Genomic DNA, 18,338 nt, shown 5'->3' on the forward strand with positions numbered 1-18,338 from the left:
ACCACTCGATCAGACTTCATGACGGGCGGTTCTCTCTATGATCGCTCGGCCCGAGTTTGCGCGGACTGTCGACCACCGGCCAGCATGTTGAGGGCTGTCCAAAGCCCTCCTCCGCGTGCGAGGTCGGAGAAGTACAGCGCGACATAGATGCCAACTGTCCCGTATGTGCTACCAAGCAAGACAACCATCAGTGCGCCGACAGTATTCGTGACGCCACTTACGATCGTTGAGACTTTATGATGCTCTGCCGCATTGAGGGCGTCGAATGCCAAGAACTGCACGGCGGTTGGAATAACTGTCCAGGCCAACGTCCTTATGACATCTGAAGCGGGAGCAAAGGCGTGACCGAAGACAAGGGATGCGTATGGTGCAACCAGAAAGAGACCTACACTCGTCGCCGCGCTGATCAATAGCGAATAGGGAAGATACTTCGTTGCCAGACGCAGACTGGCACGAGCGCCATTTTTGCCGGCGACCGCGAGCTTACCGTAGATGACCCTATCGAAGGCGCCCGGGACGACGAGTGCGGCGCCTATCAATCTTCGGCCCGCGCCATATACGCCAACGAAGTCCGGCGAAGTGACGGCGCTGAGAACAAGTACGTCAACGTTGTGCCGAAGCATGATCAGAAAGCTTGAAAAGGCCAGATTCCCGCCCAGCCAAGCCTCACGACGAAGGATGTTCCAGCGCGGGAGGCCAAACCGTCGAATCATGATCACACAGATCACGCCGATCGCCAGATGAACGGCTGCCCACCATAGCGCCCAGTCCCGTAATGATGTGACGCCAAACAGGCCGCAGGCCACCACCGCGGCGAGTGCGCGTGCGACTCCACTGCCGCCATTAATGAAGTTGCCACGCCGGAAATCGCCGTGGGCCAGAAAAACGTTCTCGACGAGGTTGAAGAAGGAAGGGAACATCACGTTGATGGGCACGAGCAGGAGCAGGATCTGCAGCCGCTCGGCTGAACCAATGCCACCGTCCGGTGGAGGAAACATCAGCATCCCGCCGATCAGCAGGACCGTCAGAACGATTCCCGTGATCAGAATCATCAAGATGGTGTGCCCGAGCGCTTCGGGATAATCGGACGCGTCGCGGCTGACGATCCGTCGCAGGACTTCGCCGGGGCCGAACCCGCACCAGGTATTCGCCAAAGCCGTCACTGCGCTGATAGTCGTGAGTTCCCCGAACTGGGTCGTGCCGAGATACCGAGCGAGCAGGACAAAGGCCACCGCCTGGGCCAAGACCCCAATCGCCAGGCTGCTGATCGAACCGGCGAGCAGCCGAAGCATCGGTAATTTCGGCTGCAGAAACGCCGCAACGCTAGACATGTTGGATGACTTCCGGCGCGAGGTCTGCAGCGCGCAATTGAGCTTTAGCCTCAGTGTGAAGACCTAAGCGCGATTGAGAAAGGATTAAACGATACTTGTGCGGCACGAATGCTGTCCGCCTATCTAATCGAAATGAGTTATCTGGTTGACGAACCACTACCTTGGTCGACCTTATTCGGTCGCCAGTCGGGGAGCAACACGTCCTTCCACCGGGTGTCTCGAGCATTGGCCTGGCGAACCGTACCGGGATGGATTGTTACAAAGAGGCATTCTCTCCCGTTTACCTTTTCAGCCGCCGACCGTCATTTGCTGCGCAACCGAGCATAGTAGCCGCGGCTTGTCGACCGTCCCAAATGAGGATGGGTTTGTATTGTTCGAGACAGCGCGGGAATCGACCATTCGTCGACAACTTCATAGCCAAGTGTTTCCAGCGACCTCACGAATTCCACCCGGTCGCGTATCTGATAGGGGACTTCGGCGCAGCCGAAGTTTTCGAGGGTAATTACGGTTGGGCCGTCGCGGGTCTGAACCTTGTTGAGCAGCAGGTGGCGCGGCAAAGCGGGCAGCTCTCTCAAGAAGTCCTCAAGCGGAACATCAAGGTATTGCAACAAGCCGGAAGCGAGCAGAACGTCTGCGTCGGGCGCGTCGGCCAAGTTATCGATGAATTTGGGACCCTGGAGCTCTCCCCGCTCCACGAGCCGGCGTCCCGCCCGAACGATCGCGGGGACATCGTAGATGATCCACTCGGCCGTTTCGGTAAGTGGCAGGTGCGTTCGGAACGCTCGGTATTTGGTGGCAAGATGTCCGCCGGCGTCCAGAATGACGTTGGTCGATTGCGCTAGACGGCCGAGCCAGAACAATATCGGGTAATCCTCGAGCTTGAGTTCGGACATATATTCGAATGAATGCATAACGACTTCATCGTTATCGTATCCAACAAGCGCGCCACGCCGTACAGAGGCGACGGCTTCTTCTAAAGTCGCATAGGCGCCGCGGTGACGAAGGTAGGGTGACCTGAGGAAAGCAAGGAGGCGCCCGATGGCGGCCTGAACCACGATTACTGGAAAGGACGAACGGTAGCGTTGGAGCGTCTGTGGCAATTTGGACATGTTACGATCGACGTCTAGCTCGGGATCGCGAGTCCGAGAAAGGCCCGCGAGTCAGCTTCAAAATGGACGGCCGTTCGATCAGGAATTCTCCCGGCCCAATTCTGGAAGCGCACCGCTAAGCCAATCGCAGCGGCGCCCCAATAGTAATACCCTGGAAATACCCATTCCGTTCAGAATTGTCACGGCGGCTCACGGTCACATACGGTCGAACAAGGGAAGCTTGGGCTGTTTGGTTAACCGGCAACTGACGTCCAGCTCAATTTTGGAGACCCCTCGGTGGCCTACGGCTGGGCGTCGTGCTGGCCCGCGGCCCATGTCCTGTGCAAGGGAGGACCATCGGTTCCGGGGAACGGCTCGGTCTGCTGGCGAACGAGCGCCTGCTACTTGCCGGATTGGGATGTAACCGCCGTTGGACCCGACTGGCACAAGGCGGGCCTCGTCTTTTGAAATTGGAAATCCGGGGCGTCGATTGGGGCATCTTCCAATGTAGGCTGGGTAGTACCCTTGAGGTAGCATGCGAAGAATGCAAGGGCATACTTGTCGACGATCTGGGCCGCCTTCGTTGGTGCGATTGCACCTGAACGACCAAACAGCCGTATTGGAGACGAAAACGGATAATCCGAGAAGTTGAAATGCTTGGCTCGCTTAATGGTGAGCCAGTAGCCTCCATATGTAGATAGCAACGCCCGCATCTGCACGAACTGTTCACGATCGAGTGTCATTTCGCGACGCTTCGTCGGAGTAATGTTTGCTAGTGAGTCTGGGGGGAGCGGATCGGCTTCACTCATGGTGAAGAGAGGCGCATTCGTACCTCTGCTTAGGGATTCGCCAGCCATTAGGCCGTCCATGTTGAGGCAGGCCTTAAACCGGTGATCGAGCCAGCAAGCTTGTGCGGCAACACCTCCACCAAGAGAGAAACCGAATATGCCGATTTGATTGAGGTTGAGCCGGTCGGTGAAGCGGCCGTGAGGGTCAGCCTCGTTCAAGTCATGGAGGGTGTCCAGGACAAATCGCGCATCGTCTGCCCTGATCCTGATTTCCATCTCGGCCGTCTCGAGAAAACGGCGAAATGACCGATCGGAAGAATAAAAGCCTTCGTCGGACAATTTGGTCCTGATCACCCGACCGTCAGGAAAGGCGGTTGCGAGCGAGCTATAGGGATGGTCCATTCCGACGACGACATAGCCGTGACTTGCGAGTTGCTCCGCCAGATGTGTGTTCTCCGTGCGCATGCCAGTCCATGATGGCGCGTAGAGCACGACCGGATAGCGCGATTCGGAGACTGCAAGCGGCGCGTCGATGGCGGAATGGGTCTTCGCCAGTGAAAAATGAGCATCCCAACCCGTCGTAGTCGCGCGCTCCTGGTAAGGAGCCAACTCCGTCTTGACCGATCTGCCTGCCGGATACCAGATCTGAAGCATTAACTCGCGCGGGTTGGAGGGTTCCGCGGGCTCGAGCCTGTGCAGGTCCACGACATGTCTGACCTCGGTTCCGACCGCGTACAGCCCATCCGGCGCGGGAAGTTCGAATACCGGGAAGACGGTGCTCAACACAACGCCGCCTCCGAGGAGAAAGAGACCTGTCAAGCAACTGAAGTACTGCAACTGCACGTCGGAGGTCCAACGCGGAACGATGGCTTGCATGGCGCAGCCAGCAACTACGAGATAGATCGGCAGCATTTGCCATCGGTACCCCTCAAACCAGACGTGCGCGACCGCGGCCGCAACGCAGATGAAGGGTAGATAGTGCAATCCGAGATAGCCGTGGCGATGGCCCGAGAGCTGGTCTGCAAGATAGACAAAGAGCCCGACGGCGACGGAAAGCTCAAGTGTGCGCATTGGTCTGCCTGTGGCTACCAACCGTTCCCGGAGAGGCGGCTCGTCCCGCAGGGATATCCGATGGCCCGCAGGGCAGCCTCATGTCAGATAAGGCTGCAGTTGCTCGGCAACCCTTCCAACAATGGGTTGACGCATGAACGACAGGTGATCGCCCGGTACGTGATGAACGTCGACACCCTTCTGGGCAACAAGCTCCCAGCCAAGTGACTCATTGAGGCTATACTCAGGATCCCGCCCGTCGACCCGGAATAGAATGATTCGAGCCTGGAGAGGCCGCGGCTCATATGACCGTGCCGTGGCCTTGAACATCGTTAAGTTGTCCCTCAGTTGCACTGGCATCGGACGGTTGGCAACGCGAAATACCCGTTGAGCAAGCGTCCACAGCCTTAAGCGCACATTCTTTCGGACAAAGAAGAACGCACTGGAAAGGGCGACGTCGATCTTATGGTCTGCCAGCCGCCGGTAGTAGCGCCAAATCCGATCAGCGATCCGCACGCTCCAAAACCGTGTCCACTGGTTAAAGGGCAGATGTCGATAGTACCCGGAGTTGCCCGTGTCCAACATCACAAGGACTGGGACATCCTCCCCCTGCGCGATGAGTTGCGCTGCCATTTCGAGCGCGACATAGCCGCCAAAGGAGTAACCGCAGAGTTGGTATGGCCCTTGGGGCTGAATGCGGCGGATTTCGCTGTTGTAAAAGCGGGCGAGTTCGGCAACGGTCATGGCTCGTTGAACACCGTCAAGCTCGGGCGATGCTAAGCCGTATACCGGCTGATCGCTAGGCAGCGCCTTCGCCAGTTCTTCATATCCAAGCACGTGACCACCGCCACCGTGCACACAGAACAGGGGGGTCTTGGTTCCCGATGCGCGAAGAGGGATCAGCGATGAGCGCCGGCTCCCGTCGACACCCATGATGGCTTCGGCGAGTTGTTCAATCGTGCGGTCGACCAATAGGAGGGAAAGATCGATCTTAGTGCCGAATTCCGTCTCGATCCTGGAGATCAATGATGCCGCGAGAAGCGAGTGGCCGCCCAGCTCGAAGAAGTCATCGCGAATGCCGACTTGTGGTAGATCGAAAAGTGCTTCCCAGATCGTAGCCAACTGCGTCTCGACAGCATTTCGCGGTGCCAAGAAATCGCGCGGCCGAATCTCTTCTGACACAGATCTAGCGGAGTCTCTGGCGCCAGGTGGTAACCGCAACGCTGAAATCCGTTGCTCTGGATCGGCTGCGATCTGTTCAAGAATGTGCGTATAGTAAGATAAGATGTTGAGCACCGAACCAGGTTCGAACAAGCCGCGATCATATTCCAGGTTCAGCCATACGTCGTGGCCGCGTTCAATGATCGCAAGCTGCAGCTCGAAAGGATTGCCGACGCTCACCGTAGGAATTGGCGCAATTGCCAGTCCTGCTGCTTCGCGGTGTTGAAGAAACGCTGTTTGATAAAGGAAGTAGAACTGAAAAAGAGGATTGCGGCCACGAACCGACCGCATCTTGAGCCGCTCCATCATGCTCTCAAAGGGGTACACGGCGTGGTCGAGCGCGTCCATGGTCACTTGACCGGCTTGCTTGAGAACCTCGTTCAAAGTGGGATCGTCGGCGAGGTTGAGCCGGAGGGCAATCGGTCCGGAAAATGGGCCGATCACCGGCTCCGTCTGCGAGTTGCGATTTGCACTCGGTGACCCTATCGTCAAATCATGCTGAGACGTGTAGCGCTCGAGCAGTACGGCAAAAGCCGCGAGCGTCAGCATATACATCGTGACGTTCGCCGACCGGCCGCGGCTCTTCAATCGCTGTATTAGCTGATCGGGCAATTGCACGCGCTCAACGGCGCCACGCACGTCTGGCCGCTGGCCAGGAATATGATCGGTCGGAAAGTCCAGCACGGGAAGCGGTCCCGCAAGCGACTTCATCCAATAAGCAAGATGTTGAACGGCTTCCTGCGAGGTCAACCAATCATTCTGCCAGACCGCGAAATCCGCGTACTGGATGGCCATTGGCAGGAGGTCCGGCTCTCGCCTCTCGGCAAGTGCCTCGTACGAAGCCCAAAGCTCGCGTTGAAGTATGCTTTGCGACCAACCGTCGGAGATGATGTGATGGAGCGTAACAATCAGCACGTGATCCTGCGGCCCGAGACGGAACAACCTAGCCCTGGCCAGTGGCCCGCGCTCAAGATCAAATGGAACGTGGGCTTCGTCGCGCAGCACGTTGTCAAGATTGAAATCGTCCAGCTCGGATGCGTTCTGAAGGTCCGAATGCTGCAGCGGGAAGGTCTCATGACTTGAGATGACCTGGAGCAGTTCTCCTGAGGATTCATTGAAGGTCGTGCGAAGGATCTCATGCCGCGCAGCGAGGATATTTAGGCTTTCCTGGAGGAGTGGGACCGAGAGAGAGCCGCCAATTCGGATCGAGGCCGGCATGTTAAAGGCAGAGCTATCCGGTCTCAATCTTGATAGGCGCCAGAATCGAAGCTGGCTGACGCTGGCCGGAAGCGTGCAGATATCCGGATCATCTTCAATGGGGAGCGAGGGAGCGACGGGTCCAAGAACACTATTGCTAGACCCCGAGCCGAGTGTCGGAGCCTCATCATTGGTTGGACCGGGCAGCCCGGACAACCGTATATCGTGGTTTGAAACAACGGCACGGAGGGTGTGATCGAAGTCGTCGACCAGCCGAGCAGCGGTGGCCGGAGTGTAAAGGTTGGTGTTGTATTCGAGCGACAAACGCCAGCCGTCTTCGCGCTCTACGAGAAAGAAATTGAGGTCATAGAGTGCACCTGGTGATATTGATGGTATGGGCCGAACCCGGACGCTCGGAAAGTCAAACTCCGAATGCACTGCGCCACCGAAGGCTCGCTGACAGACGAAATTCACAAAACAGAAAGGTCCCTCTGGCGGCTTGTCGTCCTCATCGAGTGCTTCAACGACGGTCTCGAAGGGAAGGTCCTGATGGGCGAGGAGTTCCCACACGTTGTCACGGGCTCGCGCAGCCAGTTCTGCAAAGCGTGGATCTCCTGAGGCATCTAGCCTGATCGCAACCTGGTTGACGAGCAGTCCGATTAGTCCCTCGAGCTCTGCCAAATTGCGGCCCGCGAGTGGCGTCCAGACTGCAATGTCTGTCGCCTTTGAATGCCGGTGCAGGACGGCAACGCAAGCTGCCAACGTAGTGCTGAACATCGTGCCGGAGTAGCGCTCGCTGAAGGCCCTTACGGCGTCCGTCAAGTCTTTCGGCAAGAGACGCGACACGATCGCGCCATCGTTGGTGCGATTGCCCGAGACCTGTCTGTCCGGCTGTAACCGGAACGGGCGGTACCCCTGGAGCTTTGACGTCCAATACGCCAATTCCTGCTCGCGGCTGCTCCGCGCGCGCTCGGCGCTCCAAATGACGTAGTCGGGAAATTGGATCGGTAGCGGAGCCAGGGTTGGGGGCTTGCCCTCGGACAGAGCCGAATAAAGCGTCCGCAGCTCGCGCATGATGACGCCTATGGACCATCCATCACAGATAATGTGATGTAAGGTAAGCATAAGGACATACTGCTCTTCGGCGATGTGCAGTAGGCCGACCCTAATGAGGGGGCCCTTTTCGAGGTTGAATGGCCGCGTCGCCTCGGCAAGGCACATCCGCTCGACCTCCGTGTCCCTGTCGGAAGTTGGCAGACTACTTAGATCGGTGACCGGGATCAGTAGTCGCAACGATGACGATATGAGCTGATGGAGCTCCCCATCGATGCGCGCGAACGTTGCGCGCAACGCCTCATGGCGAGCGACAATGTCATTGAAGCATCGTTGTAGGACAGGAAGATCCAACCTCCCTGTCAGAGCCCATCGGAAAGACGCGTTGTAGGCCGGCTGATCGTCGTGCGCGAGCCAGATGCGCTTTTGCGCAGGGGAGATTGGAAATGCTAGCACGTCGTCATCGGACCTTGCTTGTGTGCCCGGTGTCCGACCTCCTTGCATGGGGCTCAATGCGATCATTTGATGGTCAGTCCTGCGCTTTTCTGCTGCGAGTCACCTCCCGCTTAACCCGATACATGCTCCGTTCAACCGGTGTGATGGTCTGTGATTGAGCGGCGGTCTGGTCTTGCTTCAGTTCGGCCAAGATGCCGCGGATCGTTCGTTGTTGAAGCACGAGCTTCGGCATTATCGGCAGGCCCACCTTGGCGGCTCGTGACGTGATTTGAAACACGTGGAGCGAATCGGCCCCCAGCTCGAATAGATTGTCGGTCACTCCGATCTTTGGCAGCTTCAATATTTCGCAGACGATCGTTGCAAGCGCCTGCTCGTGCGGAGTCGTCGGTGGCACGTATTCTCTGGATTGAACGGCTTGACCGAAAGCCGGCGCCGGCAGTCTGCGCTGGTCAACCTTTCCGTTTATGGTCAAAGGCACGGAATCGATGGCAACGCAAGCGTGCGGAACCATGTGCGCGGGCAGTTTGCTCTGGAGAAGCTGCCGCACTTCCGAGGGAGCGATTGTGATCCCTGACCTTGCGACAAAGTAGCCAACTAGCCGAGGATCGCCCGCGTCATCTCTGCGGACGGTGGCGACCGCGTGCTCAATGGCCGGATGCTCGACCATGGCTGCTTCGATCTCGCCCGGCTCAATGCGGAAGCCCCGAATCTTGATTTGTGAATCGGCCCGGCCGAGATACTCAACGTCACCTGTAGCAAGCACGCGGGCAAGATCACCGGACTTATACATACGCGCATCGGGCGTGCCGGCGAACGGGTCAGCGATGAAGCGCTCTGCAGTCAGGTCTGGCTTGTTCAGATAACCACTCGCAACCCCTGCCCCGCCGACATAGATCTCGCCGGTCACCCCGGGCGGTACGAGACGACGGTTTGCATCGAGGACGTAGAGCCGCAGATCGGGAATGGGAGTTCCGATCAAGCTGCGACCTTCGCTGGCGATGTCGTCTGCGTTCAATAGACGGTAAGTAACGTGCACGGTTGTTTCGGTGATTCCGTACATGTTTATGAGCTGCGGGCGTCGATCCCCATGGCGCCCTAACCACGGGCGTAGACTGGCAAAATTCAAGGCTTCGCCGCCGAAGATCACATACCGAAGAGATAATGGCTTGGTCTCGCCCGACTCCTCGACCTGGATCAGTTGATAGAATGCCGCCGGAGTCTGATTGAGGACGGTTACGCGTTCGTCGGATAAGAGATTGTAGAATTCCTGTGGCGACCGGGTGACAAGGTACGGGACAATGACAAGTCGCCCACCGGTCAGGAGGCAGCCCCAGATCTCCCATACCGAAAAATCGAATGACGACGAGTGGAATAAGGTCCATACATCCGTTTCGCCGAAGCCGAACCACTGCTCCGTCGATTTGAGCAGTCTGACGACATTATGATGACTGACGAGAACGCCTTTCGGGTTGCCCGTAGACCCGGACGTGTAGATAACGTAAGCATGGCTTTGAGGAGTGGCGAGCGCGGGCAAATTGCTTGCGTCTTCACGGCTGATGTTCGACCAGTCCGCATCGAGACGGACAAGCGTCGCGCCGTCCTTTGGCAGGCTGTCCGCGAGTGCTTTATGTGTCAGCAGGACCTTTGGCTTCGCGTCCTGCATCAGCATTGTCAATCGTTCCAGTGGATACGAGGAGTCCAGCGGGACGTAGGCCGCCCCCGCCTTCAGGACAGCCAGCATCGCCACGATCATGTCGATTGAACGCTCAAAGCTCGTCGCGACCATCGATGCCGGCGTCACGCCGACCCGCTGCAAGTGTCGGGCTAGCTGGTTGGCGCGCGCGTTGAGTGTCCGATACGTGACGCGCTCGTCGGCGAATTGTACCGCGATTGCCTGCGGGCTCTGGGCGGCTCGTTGCTCAAACAGATCAACGATCGAGCGAGACGGTGGGATAGCGACCGGGGCTGGATTGAGCGTGGCGATGAGAGACGAGCGTTGCTCATCGGTCATGATCGACAGATCGGATACTGCCTTCTCCGGAGCCGATACGGCGTCGAGGAGGAGTGTTTCATAGTACCGCATCCACAGCGATACCGTGGCCTCATCGAACAAATCGACATTGTAATCGCAATCGATCGTCAATCCTGTATCGGATTCGATGACGTTAAAGAACAGGTCGAGGATCACCGACGCTTTTGGATTTGGCTCGACTGCCATATCGAGCTCTGCGAAACGCGTACCCGTACCGAGACGCTCGAGGTTGAATTGAACTTCCATCAGCGGTAACCGAGCGGGGTCACGGGTAACGCCGAGCTTCCGTACCAGAGTACCATACGTGTATGTCTGGTGTTCATATGCATCGAGCAGGACACGTTTGGCTTGGCTCAAGGCCGCGTCAAACGGCATGCTGCTCTCGATCGTGGTGCGGAGGGGAAGGAAGTTGACGCAGTGACCGACGAGATTGCTTTCGTCGAGGGCGCTCTGCCCCGCGGTTGGGACGCCAACAACAATGTCACTTTGGTTACTGAGGCGGTGCAGGAGCACATAGAAGCCTGCGAGGAGCGTGGCGAACAGCGTGCAACCGTGCCTCGCACCCATCTGCTTGATCTTGCGATAGTACTCGGCATCGATGTGGTACCGCGTGGTCGCGCCCGCGTGGGTCTTGACGGAAGGTCGCGGGCGATCAGTCGGTAACTCGAGCGGAGCTGGCAGATCGCGGAATCGGCCCAGCCAGTACGCTTCAACGCTCGCATTCGTGCCGGAAATGCCAGCCTGCGCGTTCGCATACTTGCTGAATGGGACTGGTTCGTTCATTTCGGGATGTGTGCCGCCGACCTTCGCCGAATAGAGAGTTGCGATCTCGTCGACGATTAGGTTGGCCGACCATCCGTCGCAAACAAGATGGTGAGATGTGACGTTCAATTGGTGGTGAGCTGTATCAAGCCGTACGATCTCCGCTCGAATGAGCGGACCGCGGACGAGATCGAAGGCCTGGCAAGCGTCTGCAGCCAGAACGCGTTTATATTCGGCGTCACGTGCGTCTGGCGGAAGGGACGACAGATCGCGAACCGGGATGTCCAGCGAAAGCGCCGGCATGACATGCATGAAGCGGCCCTCGGCATCTATGGTAGAGCGAAGGGCTTCATGTCGGGTGATCACCTGATTCACCGCCTCGCGAAGGTCAGCAATCCGGAGCGCACCTTGCAGGCGAATGCCAAATGATTCATTGAACGCACAAGAAGCCTCGCTGCCGAGAACGGCGGCAAGGAATATCTCGCGTTGTGCTTCAGTTAGCGGAATCGGGTCTGGGATACGAGAACCCGTCTCGGCCGTGCGCTCCACAAGCTGCACAGGCGGGAGTGCGCCGGCCGGCTCCGAGAAGAAGCCACCTCGTCGCATCTCGATTGCGCTGTCCCGAAACGCGCGGACGATGATGTCGAGATCGGCCTCGCTGTGGGAGGTCGTGAGGAAGCACGGAAAGCCCTCCCGAATGTGGACGCCCTTGTCGCGGATGTAGAAGTAGAAGAGGCTCGCAAGGCGTTCCGACGTTGGGAAGCCGAAGTAGAAGAAGCTGCCGAATGCTTCGATGCGGGTCGGGACGTTCTGCTCCTGCAACACATCGTTGAGCCGATGGACGAGCGCAGCCGTTCGACGAGTCAGACGCTCTTGGAGTGCGGGACCCTCCTCCTTGAAATGTAGCAAGACGGCTCGCATCGCTGCGAGAGCGAGCGGATGGCGTACAAACGTACCCGCAAAGAAGGTGACGCCCGTTTCGGGATAGGAGTCGTCTCCGAACTGCCACGCACCGCCATCAAGGGCATCCATGAAGCGCCGGCCGCCTGCGAGAATGCCGACCGGCATGCCGCCGGCGATGACTTTGCCATAGGTCGCAAGATCAGCTCGGATTCCGAACAAGGCCTGGCAGCCACCCGGATGAACACGAAAGCCTGTGACAACCTCGTCGAAGATCAACGCCGTGCCGGCCGCCGCTGTGATCTCGCGAAGAGCCTTGAGGAAATCTATGGGTTGCAGTGCGGGATGGCGGCTTTGAACAGGTTCGACGAGCACGGCCGCCAGATCGCCAGCGTTCTGTCGGATCCATTCGAGCGAATCATCAGCGCCATAATCGAGCACGATCATGTTGGATACGCTTTGCCGCGGAATGCCCGGCGCTATCGGAGCGGATTGTGGGTCACCGGTCCTATCTTTAAAACCCTTGGCGAGGACCTCGTCGAATAGGCCATGATAGTCGCCGCCGAACATGACGACCTTGGTTCGGCCGGTGACTGTGCGGGCCACGCGGATGGCCGCGAGAACGGCCTCGGAGCCAGTGTTGCAGAATGCCATGCGGTCATTGCCGGTCATCTCGCAAAACAGGTGCGCAACTTCACCGGCGAGTGGGCTTTGCGGTCCGGTTTCAAATCCGGCGTGGAGTTGCTCTTCGATCGCGCGTTCCACAAAGTCCGGACGATGTCCGAGCATGATTGGGCCGAAGCCATTGACGAGGTCGACGTACTCGTTGCCATCGATGTCCCATAGCCGGGACCCTTTCGAACGGTCGGTGACGATCGAATAGACCATCTCTTTCCATTGTGGACGGAAGCCGGAGACGACGCGGGGATCCGCAAGCACGTCCCGATATCGTTGGGTGAAGCTCTTCGATTTGGCCGTACGTTGCGTAACGCGATCGATCAGCAATTTCAGATGCGTGGTCTGCTGCTCGGTCAGCTCTTGAGACGTGCCGACTTGAGGCGGCTTATAGGGGCCGTGCGGCTTGCTCGCTTCGGTGGGCGGGAGCTCCGGAACGGGTCTGGTATCGACTGATTGCCGAGCGACCGCTGGCGCAACGTCCGTGGCGCTGGAGGCGATCGGGCTGGAGGACCTGGCTACTCCGGCTTGGAGCGTCTCGAGCTGTCTGGCAAACAGTTGGTTCATGGCCTGAAGCTGGTCACGCATCACGCGCTCGAGAGCAGTGTCGGCAACTAGCGCGGAAACGGTCGGCGCGGCGAGCGCGGATGAGGCAGCCGAGATGGTCGCGGGAGCTCCGGCCGTGGATACGGGCAGCGTATCCTTGGTGGACGGCTCCAATGCCGCCGGCTCCGCGTAGAGGTGTGGAGCAAGGTTGCTGTCGACATACTGAGTTAGAGCGGCAAGGCTCGAAACCTCGTTGAGTAGCTGCCGGAACGTGATCTTGACGTCGAATTGCTCCTGAACAGCCTGTGCAACCTGGGTCAGAAACAGGGAGTCAAAGCCGAGTTCGAGGAACGTTGTTCCGTCTTCCGCCGAGGCGACATCGATGCCGGACAAGTTGAGGAACATCTCGATGAGAGCAGTCCGGAGTCTGGCCGCCCGCGCGACCGCTGGACTGGTCTGAGGCTGGGAAGTCACATTGGGCGCCATGGTTACGGCTTCCATTTTCGGAGTTGACTGAACGTCGCTGTCGATGCCGTTCGCCGAGCCATCAGGCTTGGACGCAGGTCCGTCATTCGTTGCTGGAATGCGCTCAAGCCAATGACGCTGACGTTCAAAGGGATAGGTCGGCAGGGAAACGCGCAGGGGATGCAGCCCATCATGGAGGGCCGTCCAGTTTGGTTGGACGCCGCCGACCCACAGGGCGCCAAGGGCGGTCAAAAGTGCGTCGCGATCACCCTCACCGGAAAAGCCGTCGGAAAGCGATGAGACGACCGTCTGGTCTGCGGAGCGGTCGGAGTGTTGCCGCGCCAGCATGGCAAGAGCGTTGCCGGGCCCTACCTCCAGGAGGACGGCCCCAGGCGCTTTCCGCAACTCCTGGACTGCCTTGGAGAACTGGACGGAATCGCGTGCGTGGCGGGCCCAGTAGCGGGGATCGGTGGCCTCCGCCGTTGTTATCCAGGTCCCGGTTACGCCCGAGACATACGGAATGTTAGGCGGAAGGAGCTTCGTCTTGGCGAAAGCGTCAGTAAGTGGATCGACAAGAGGATCCATCATCGCGGAATGGAACGCATGCGACGTTTTCAGCCGTCGACAGGCAATGCCGTTGCCAAGCTGTCGCTCAAACTGTTCAAGCGCTTCATTCGGACCGGCCACCACGCAAAGAGAGGGTGAGTTGACGGCGGCAAGCGACAAAGATGCCGGGATCAGTTTGCTGATTTCGCTTTCCGGAAGGCGGACTGAAAGCATGCCGCCGGCAGGAAGCGCTTGCATTAGCCGACCTCGCAGCGCGACCAACCTCAGCGCATCCTCGAGTGAAATCACACCCGCAAGACACGCCGCCACAAACTCACCCACACTGTGGCCGACCATCGCCGTCGGCCGAATGCCCCAACTCATCCAAAGTTGGGCGAGTGCGTATTCAACCGTGAAGATGGCCGGTTGGGCGATAATCGTGTCCGTAACGGATCGCTTGGCGGCTTCGCTCGCATCTGCGGGCGGATAGAGGAGATCGCGAAGGTCCAGGCCAAGGTGTTCCTGCAGTAGCTCGGCGCACTGATCGACCGTCTGACGAAAGACCGGTTCTACCTCGTAGATCTCGCGTGCCATGTTGGCATGCTGGGACCCCTGCCCTGGAAACATGAAGTAGATCGTTGGGGGATCGCCGGGCGCAGAGCGCGTTTGCAGCCGTTTGCGGTCGCGCGTCGACAACGCGGGTATTGCCTCGCTGGTCGAGCCAGCGACCACGGCTCGACGGTAAGCGAATGCCCGTCGTCCAGTCTGGAGCGTCCAGGCGACGTCGGACAAGTCGAGCTCTGGATGGCAACGCAAATGCTCGACAAGGTTGTCCGTCGCACGCTCAAGGGCCGTCGGCGACTTCGCCGACAGGACAAGCAGATTATTCGGCTTGGTGGACGGCTCGCGTTGGCGCTCGGGAGGTTGCTCCAGGACGATATGTGCATTCGTTCCGCCGACGCCGAACGCGCTGACGCCAGCGCGGCGGGGGTCTCCGTCGGATTTCCACTCAGACCGCTGGGTTACGATCCGAAACGGGCTGCTCTCAAGGTTGAGCTTGGGATTGGGACGCTTGAAATGCAGTGTGGGAGGAAACACACCGTGCCGGACAATGTGCGAAGCATTAATCAGGCCGGTGACACCCGCCGCGATGTCGAGGTGCCCAACGTTGGTTTTGGCAGTACCGATCGTACAAAACTGCTCGCGAGAGGTACTCGCACGAAATGCCTTCGTCAAACCGGCGAGCTCAATTGGATCGCCCAGGGGGGTTCCAGTTCCGTGGGCTTCGATGTATCCGATTGTCGCCGGATCAATTCCGGCAGCCTCGTGGGCCATAGCAATGACGCTTGCTTGGCCGTCGACGCTGGGCGCTGTATAGCCGACCTTCGCCGATCCATCGTTGTTGGCGGCAAAGCCGCGAATTACGGAATAGATTTGGTCGCCGTCTCGGATCGCGTCGTCCAGACGCTTGAGCAATACGACGCCTACCCCGCTGCCGAACACCGTACCCTGCGCATCGGCATCAAACGCTCTGCAGTGTCCGTCCGGCGACGCCATACCCCCATCCTGATAGGGATAACCTCGTCGCTGAGGCAGAGTAATCGAAACGCCACCGGCGAGGGCCATATCGCTCTGGTAGGTCAGCAGTGATTGGCATGCCTGCGTTACGGATAACAGCGACGTCGAACACGCCGATAGCATTGTGAAGCTTGGGCCGCGCAGATTGAGCTTATAGGAAACGCGCGTGGATAGGAAATCCAGGCTGTTTCCAATCATCTCGGTGTAGTTCGAAATCTGATAGCCCGAAGTAAACCGTTCTATGAAACCAGGCGTCGTGCACAGCCGCGACAGAAAATACGATGAAAGACTGGAACCCGCGAAAACGCCGATCAAGCCCGGATAGGTATCCGGAACATAACCGGCATCCTCTATGGCCTCCCAGCAGCATTCGAGAAATAGCCGCTGCTGGGGATCCATCAGTTCAGCTTCGCGGGGATAGATCCCGAAGAACTCCGCATCAAACAGATCGACATCGTCGATCACCGATCGAGCTCTCACATAGCCTGACGCACCGGTCCCGGCTTTCTGGTCCCTGGCCTCGAGTTCACTGACGTCGAATTGTGAAATAGACTCGATTCCGTCGAGCTGATTTTGCCAAAACTCAGAGACGCTGCGCGCACCGGGAAATCGCCCTGCCATGCCGATGATGGCGACACCGTCAAGAGTGTGACTCTCCGCGTCCAAATCGCTCACGGTCTATCCTTCCGGCGCTGTTCGTGCTGGCGGGCGAAGGCTGCGCGTTGTTTTTGCGCTCTCTGCTTGGCCTCATCGAATGAGGCGATCGAGAGAGTATCGCTTAGCCGGCGGGCAAGAGCGCGAATCGTGGTGAACTCGAACAGAACGGTGATTGGCACATCGACCCTCAATCTGTTGCGGAGCTCGCTGTGCATGGCGCCGAGAAGCAGAGAGTCGCCACCAAGGTCGAAGAAATTGTCGGCCACCCCGATGTCTCTGACGCCGAGGAGCTGGCGCCAGATCTCGGTAACGGCAGCCTCCATTGGGGTTGACGCGAGTTCGCGCCCGTCGCGAACCGTCTCCCGAGGCGCTGGCAAGGCGTCGCGATCGATCTTCCCGTTTATCGTCAACGGGAATGCGCCGAGCTCCTCGTAAGCGTAGGGTACCATGTGCTCGGGAAGACGTGTCGCGAGAAAGTCGCGCAGGCTCTGCGGCGCCGGAGATCGTGACGGTTTCGGAACAAAGTAGGCTAACAGTTTCGGCTCGCCGAATGCGCCCTTCCGCGCGACGACGACCGCTTGCTGCACGTCAGCGTGATCCGTGAGTGTCGCCTCGATCTCTCCAAGTTCGATACGAAAGCCCCGGATTTTTACCTGAGTATCGCCACGGCCAAGATATTCGAGATCGCCTGTCTCGGTGAGACGTGCCAGGTCTCCCGACTTGTACATCAGGCTTCGTGATCCCTCTGCGAACGGGTCGGAGAGAAAGCGCTCAGCGGTAAGTTGCGACCGATTGAGATAGCCGCGCGCGACTCCCGCCCCTCCGACGTAGATCTCTCCTATCTCACCCTTCGCGACAGGGAGGAGTTCGGAATCCAGCAGATAGAGCCGCAGATCCGGAATTGGAGTGCCGATTAAGCTCCTGGTCTCTACGCGGGAATCCGCGCTTGTCACCGGTCGATAGGTCACGTGGACGGTCGTCTCGGTGATCCCGTACATGTTGATCAGTTGCGGCTTGCGATCACCATGTCGTGCGAACCACGGGCGTAGTGCCGCAAAGTTGAGTGCCTCTCCGCCAAATATGACGTAACGAAGCGACAACTGTCCAACCGTACCAGCCTCTTCAACTTGGATGAGTTGATAGAATGCAGCCGGCGTCTGATTCAACACCGTGACCTGCTGCTCGACGAGGAGCCGGTAGAAATCGGCCGGAGAACGAGCAACCCAATAAGGCACGCATACGAGGCGTCCCCCGGTAAGGAGACATCCCCAAATTTCCCAGACAGAGAAGTCGAAAGCCGATGAGTGGAACAGGGTCCAGACGTCGCTTGAGCCGAAATCGTACCAATCGGCTGTCGACGTAAAAAGGCGACTTGCGTTTCGGTGTGTCACCATCACACCCTTTGGCCGGCCCGTTGAGCCCGATGTGTAGATGACGTAAGCAAGGTTGTCCGGCGAAGCGATGTCACCGAGTGGGCTTGCATCCTGCAGCGCGACGACGTCGCGATCTCGGTCCACGCAGATAACCGATCGCACTTCATCGCGGCTCAACAGCTTGGAGGCAAAGGCTTCCTGCGTCAAAATGACGGACGGTTTCGCGTCCTCGAGAATCATCGTGATCCGATCGGTCGGATATGACGGATCAATCGGTAGATAAGCAGCACCAGCCTTAAGCGTTGCGATCATCGATATGATCAGGTCGAAAGATCTCTCGAAACATATGGCCACCAGTGCGTCTGGATGCAGGTCTGACTGGCGGAGAAGCCGGGCGAGCCGGTTTGAGCGTTCGTCGAGTTCGCGATACGTGAGCCGTTCACACCCGAACTGGATCGCAATGCCGTCCGGCGTCGCTTCTGCCTGCCGTTCAAAGGACCGGCTTAGCGTCTCTGATGGGAGAAGGGATGACCTTTGTGGGTCCATCCGGTGAGCCGACAAATTGAGCTCTGAGCCTGCCATTTGTATTTTTCACCTCGGCCGGTCACCGTCAAAGGCGC

General features: G+C 58.6%; 6 protein-coding genes. All 6 read right to left on the reverse strand.

Going from position 1 to position 18,338, the window contains the following annotated elements:
* Positions 1-35: 35 nt before the first annotated feature.
* Positions 36-1,331, reverse strand: coding sequence for a lipopolysaccharide biosynthesis protein (locus P6U25_RS35785; protein WP_407152753.1), 1,296 nt, complete (start codon positions 1,329-1,331; stop codon positions 36-38).
* A 302-nt stretch (positions 1,332-1,633) separates the two neighbouring features.
* Entirely contained in the window at positions 1,634-2,440 is an 807-nt protein-coding gene (locus P6U25_RS35790; RefSeq protein WP_407152754.1) for a methyltransferase, TIGR04325 family, read from the reverse strand.
* A 380-nt stretch (positions 2,441-2,820) separates the two neighbouring features.
* Positions 2,821-4,278 carry an alpha/beta hydrolase family protein gene (locus tag P6U25_RS35795; protein WP_407152755.1) on the reverse strand — a complete coding sequence of 486 codons (1,458 nt, stop codon included), beginning with the start codon at positions 4,276-4,278 and terminating at the stop codon, positions 2,821-2,823.
* Between the two features lie 78 nt (positions 4,279-4,356).
* Positions 4,357-8,250 carry an alpha/beta fold hydrolase gene (locus P6U25_RS35800; RefSeq protein ID WP_407152756.1) on the reverse strand — a complete coding sequence of 1,298 codons (3,894 nt, stop codon included), beginning with the start codon at positions 8,248-8,250 and terminating at the stop codon, positions 4,357-4,359.
* Between the two features lie 7 nt (positions 8,251-8,257).
* Positions 8,258-16,363: an amino acid adenylation domain-containing protein gene (locus P6U25_RS35805; protein ID WP_407152757.1), complete on the reverse strand. Its 8,106-nt coding sequence runs from the start codon at positions 16,361-16,363 to the stop codon at positions 8,258-8,260.
* On the reverse strand, positions 16,360-18,300 hold the full coding sequence (locus tag P6U25_RS35810) for an amino acid adenylation domain-containing protein (protein WP_407152758.1): 1,941 nt from the start codon (positions 18,298-18,300) through the stop codon (positions 16,360-16,362). Before P6U25_RS35810 ends, P6U25_RS35805 begins: the two co-directional genes overlap by 4 nt.
* Between the last annotated feature and the right edge of the window lie 38 nt (positions 18,301-18,338).

This window comes from Bradyrhizobium sp. ORS 86 (assembly GCF_045571475.1).
In the GTDB taxonomy this organism is placed as follows: domain Bacteria; phylum Pseudomonadota; class Alphaproteobacteria; order Rhizobiales; family Xanthobacteraceae; genus Bradyrhizobium.

What these genes read in the sequence shown, in the direction of transcription:
- P6U25_RS35785 (WP_407152753.1), bottom strand. Translation starts at nt 1,331, where the DNA reads ATGTCTAGCGTTGCGGCGTTTCTGCAGCCGAAATTACCGATGCTTCGG.
- P6U25_RS35790 (WP_407152754.1), bottom strand. Translation starts at nt 2,440, where the DNA reads ATGTCCAAATTGCCACAGACGCTCCAACGCTACCGTTCGTCCTTTCCA.
- P6U25_RS35795 (WP_407152755.1), bottom strand. Translation starts at nt 4,278, where the DNA reads ATGCGCACACTTGAGCTTTCCGTCGCCGTCGGGCTCTTTGTCTATCTT.
- P6U25_RS35800 (WP_407152756.1), bottom strand. Translation starts at nt 8,250, where the DNA reads ATGATCGCATTGAGCCCCATGCAAGGAGGTCGGACACCGGGCACACAA.
- P6U25_RS35810 (WP_407152758.1), bottom strand. Translation starts at nt 18,300, where the DNA reads ATGGCAGGCTCAGAGCTCAATTTGTCGGCTCACCGGATGGACCCACAA.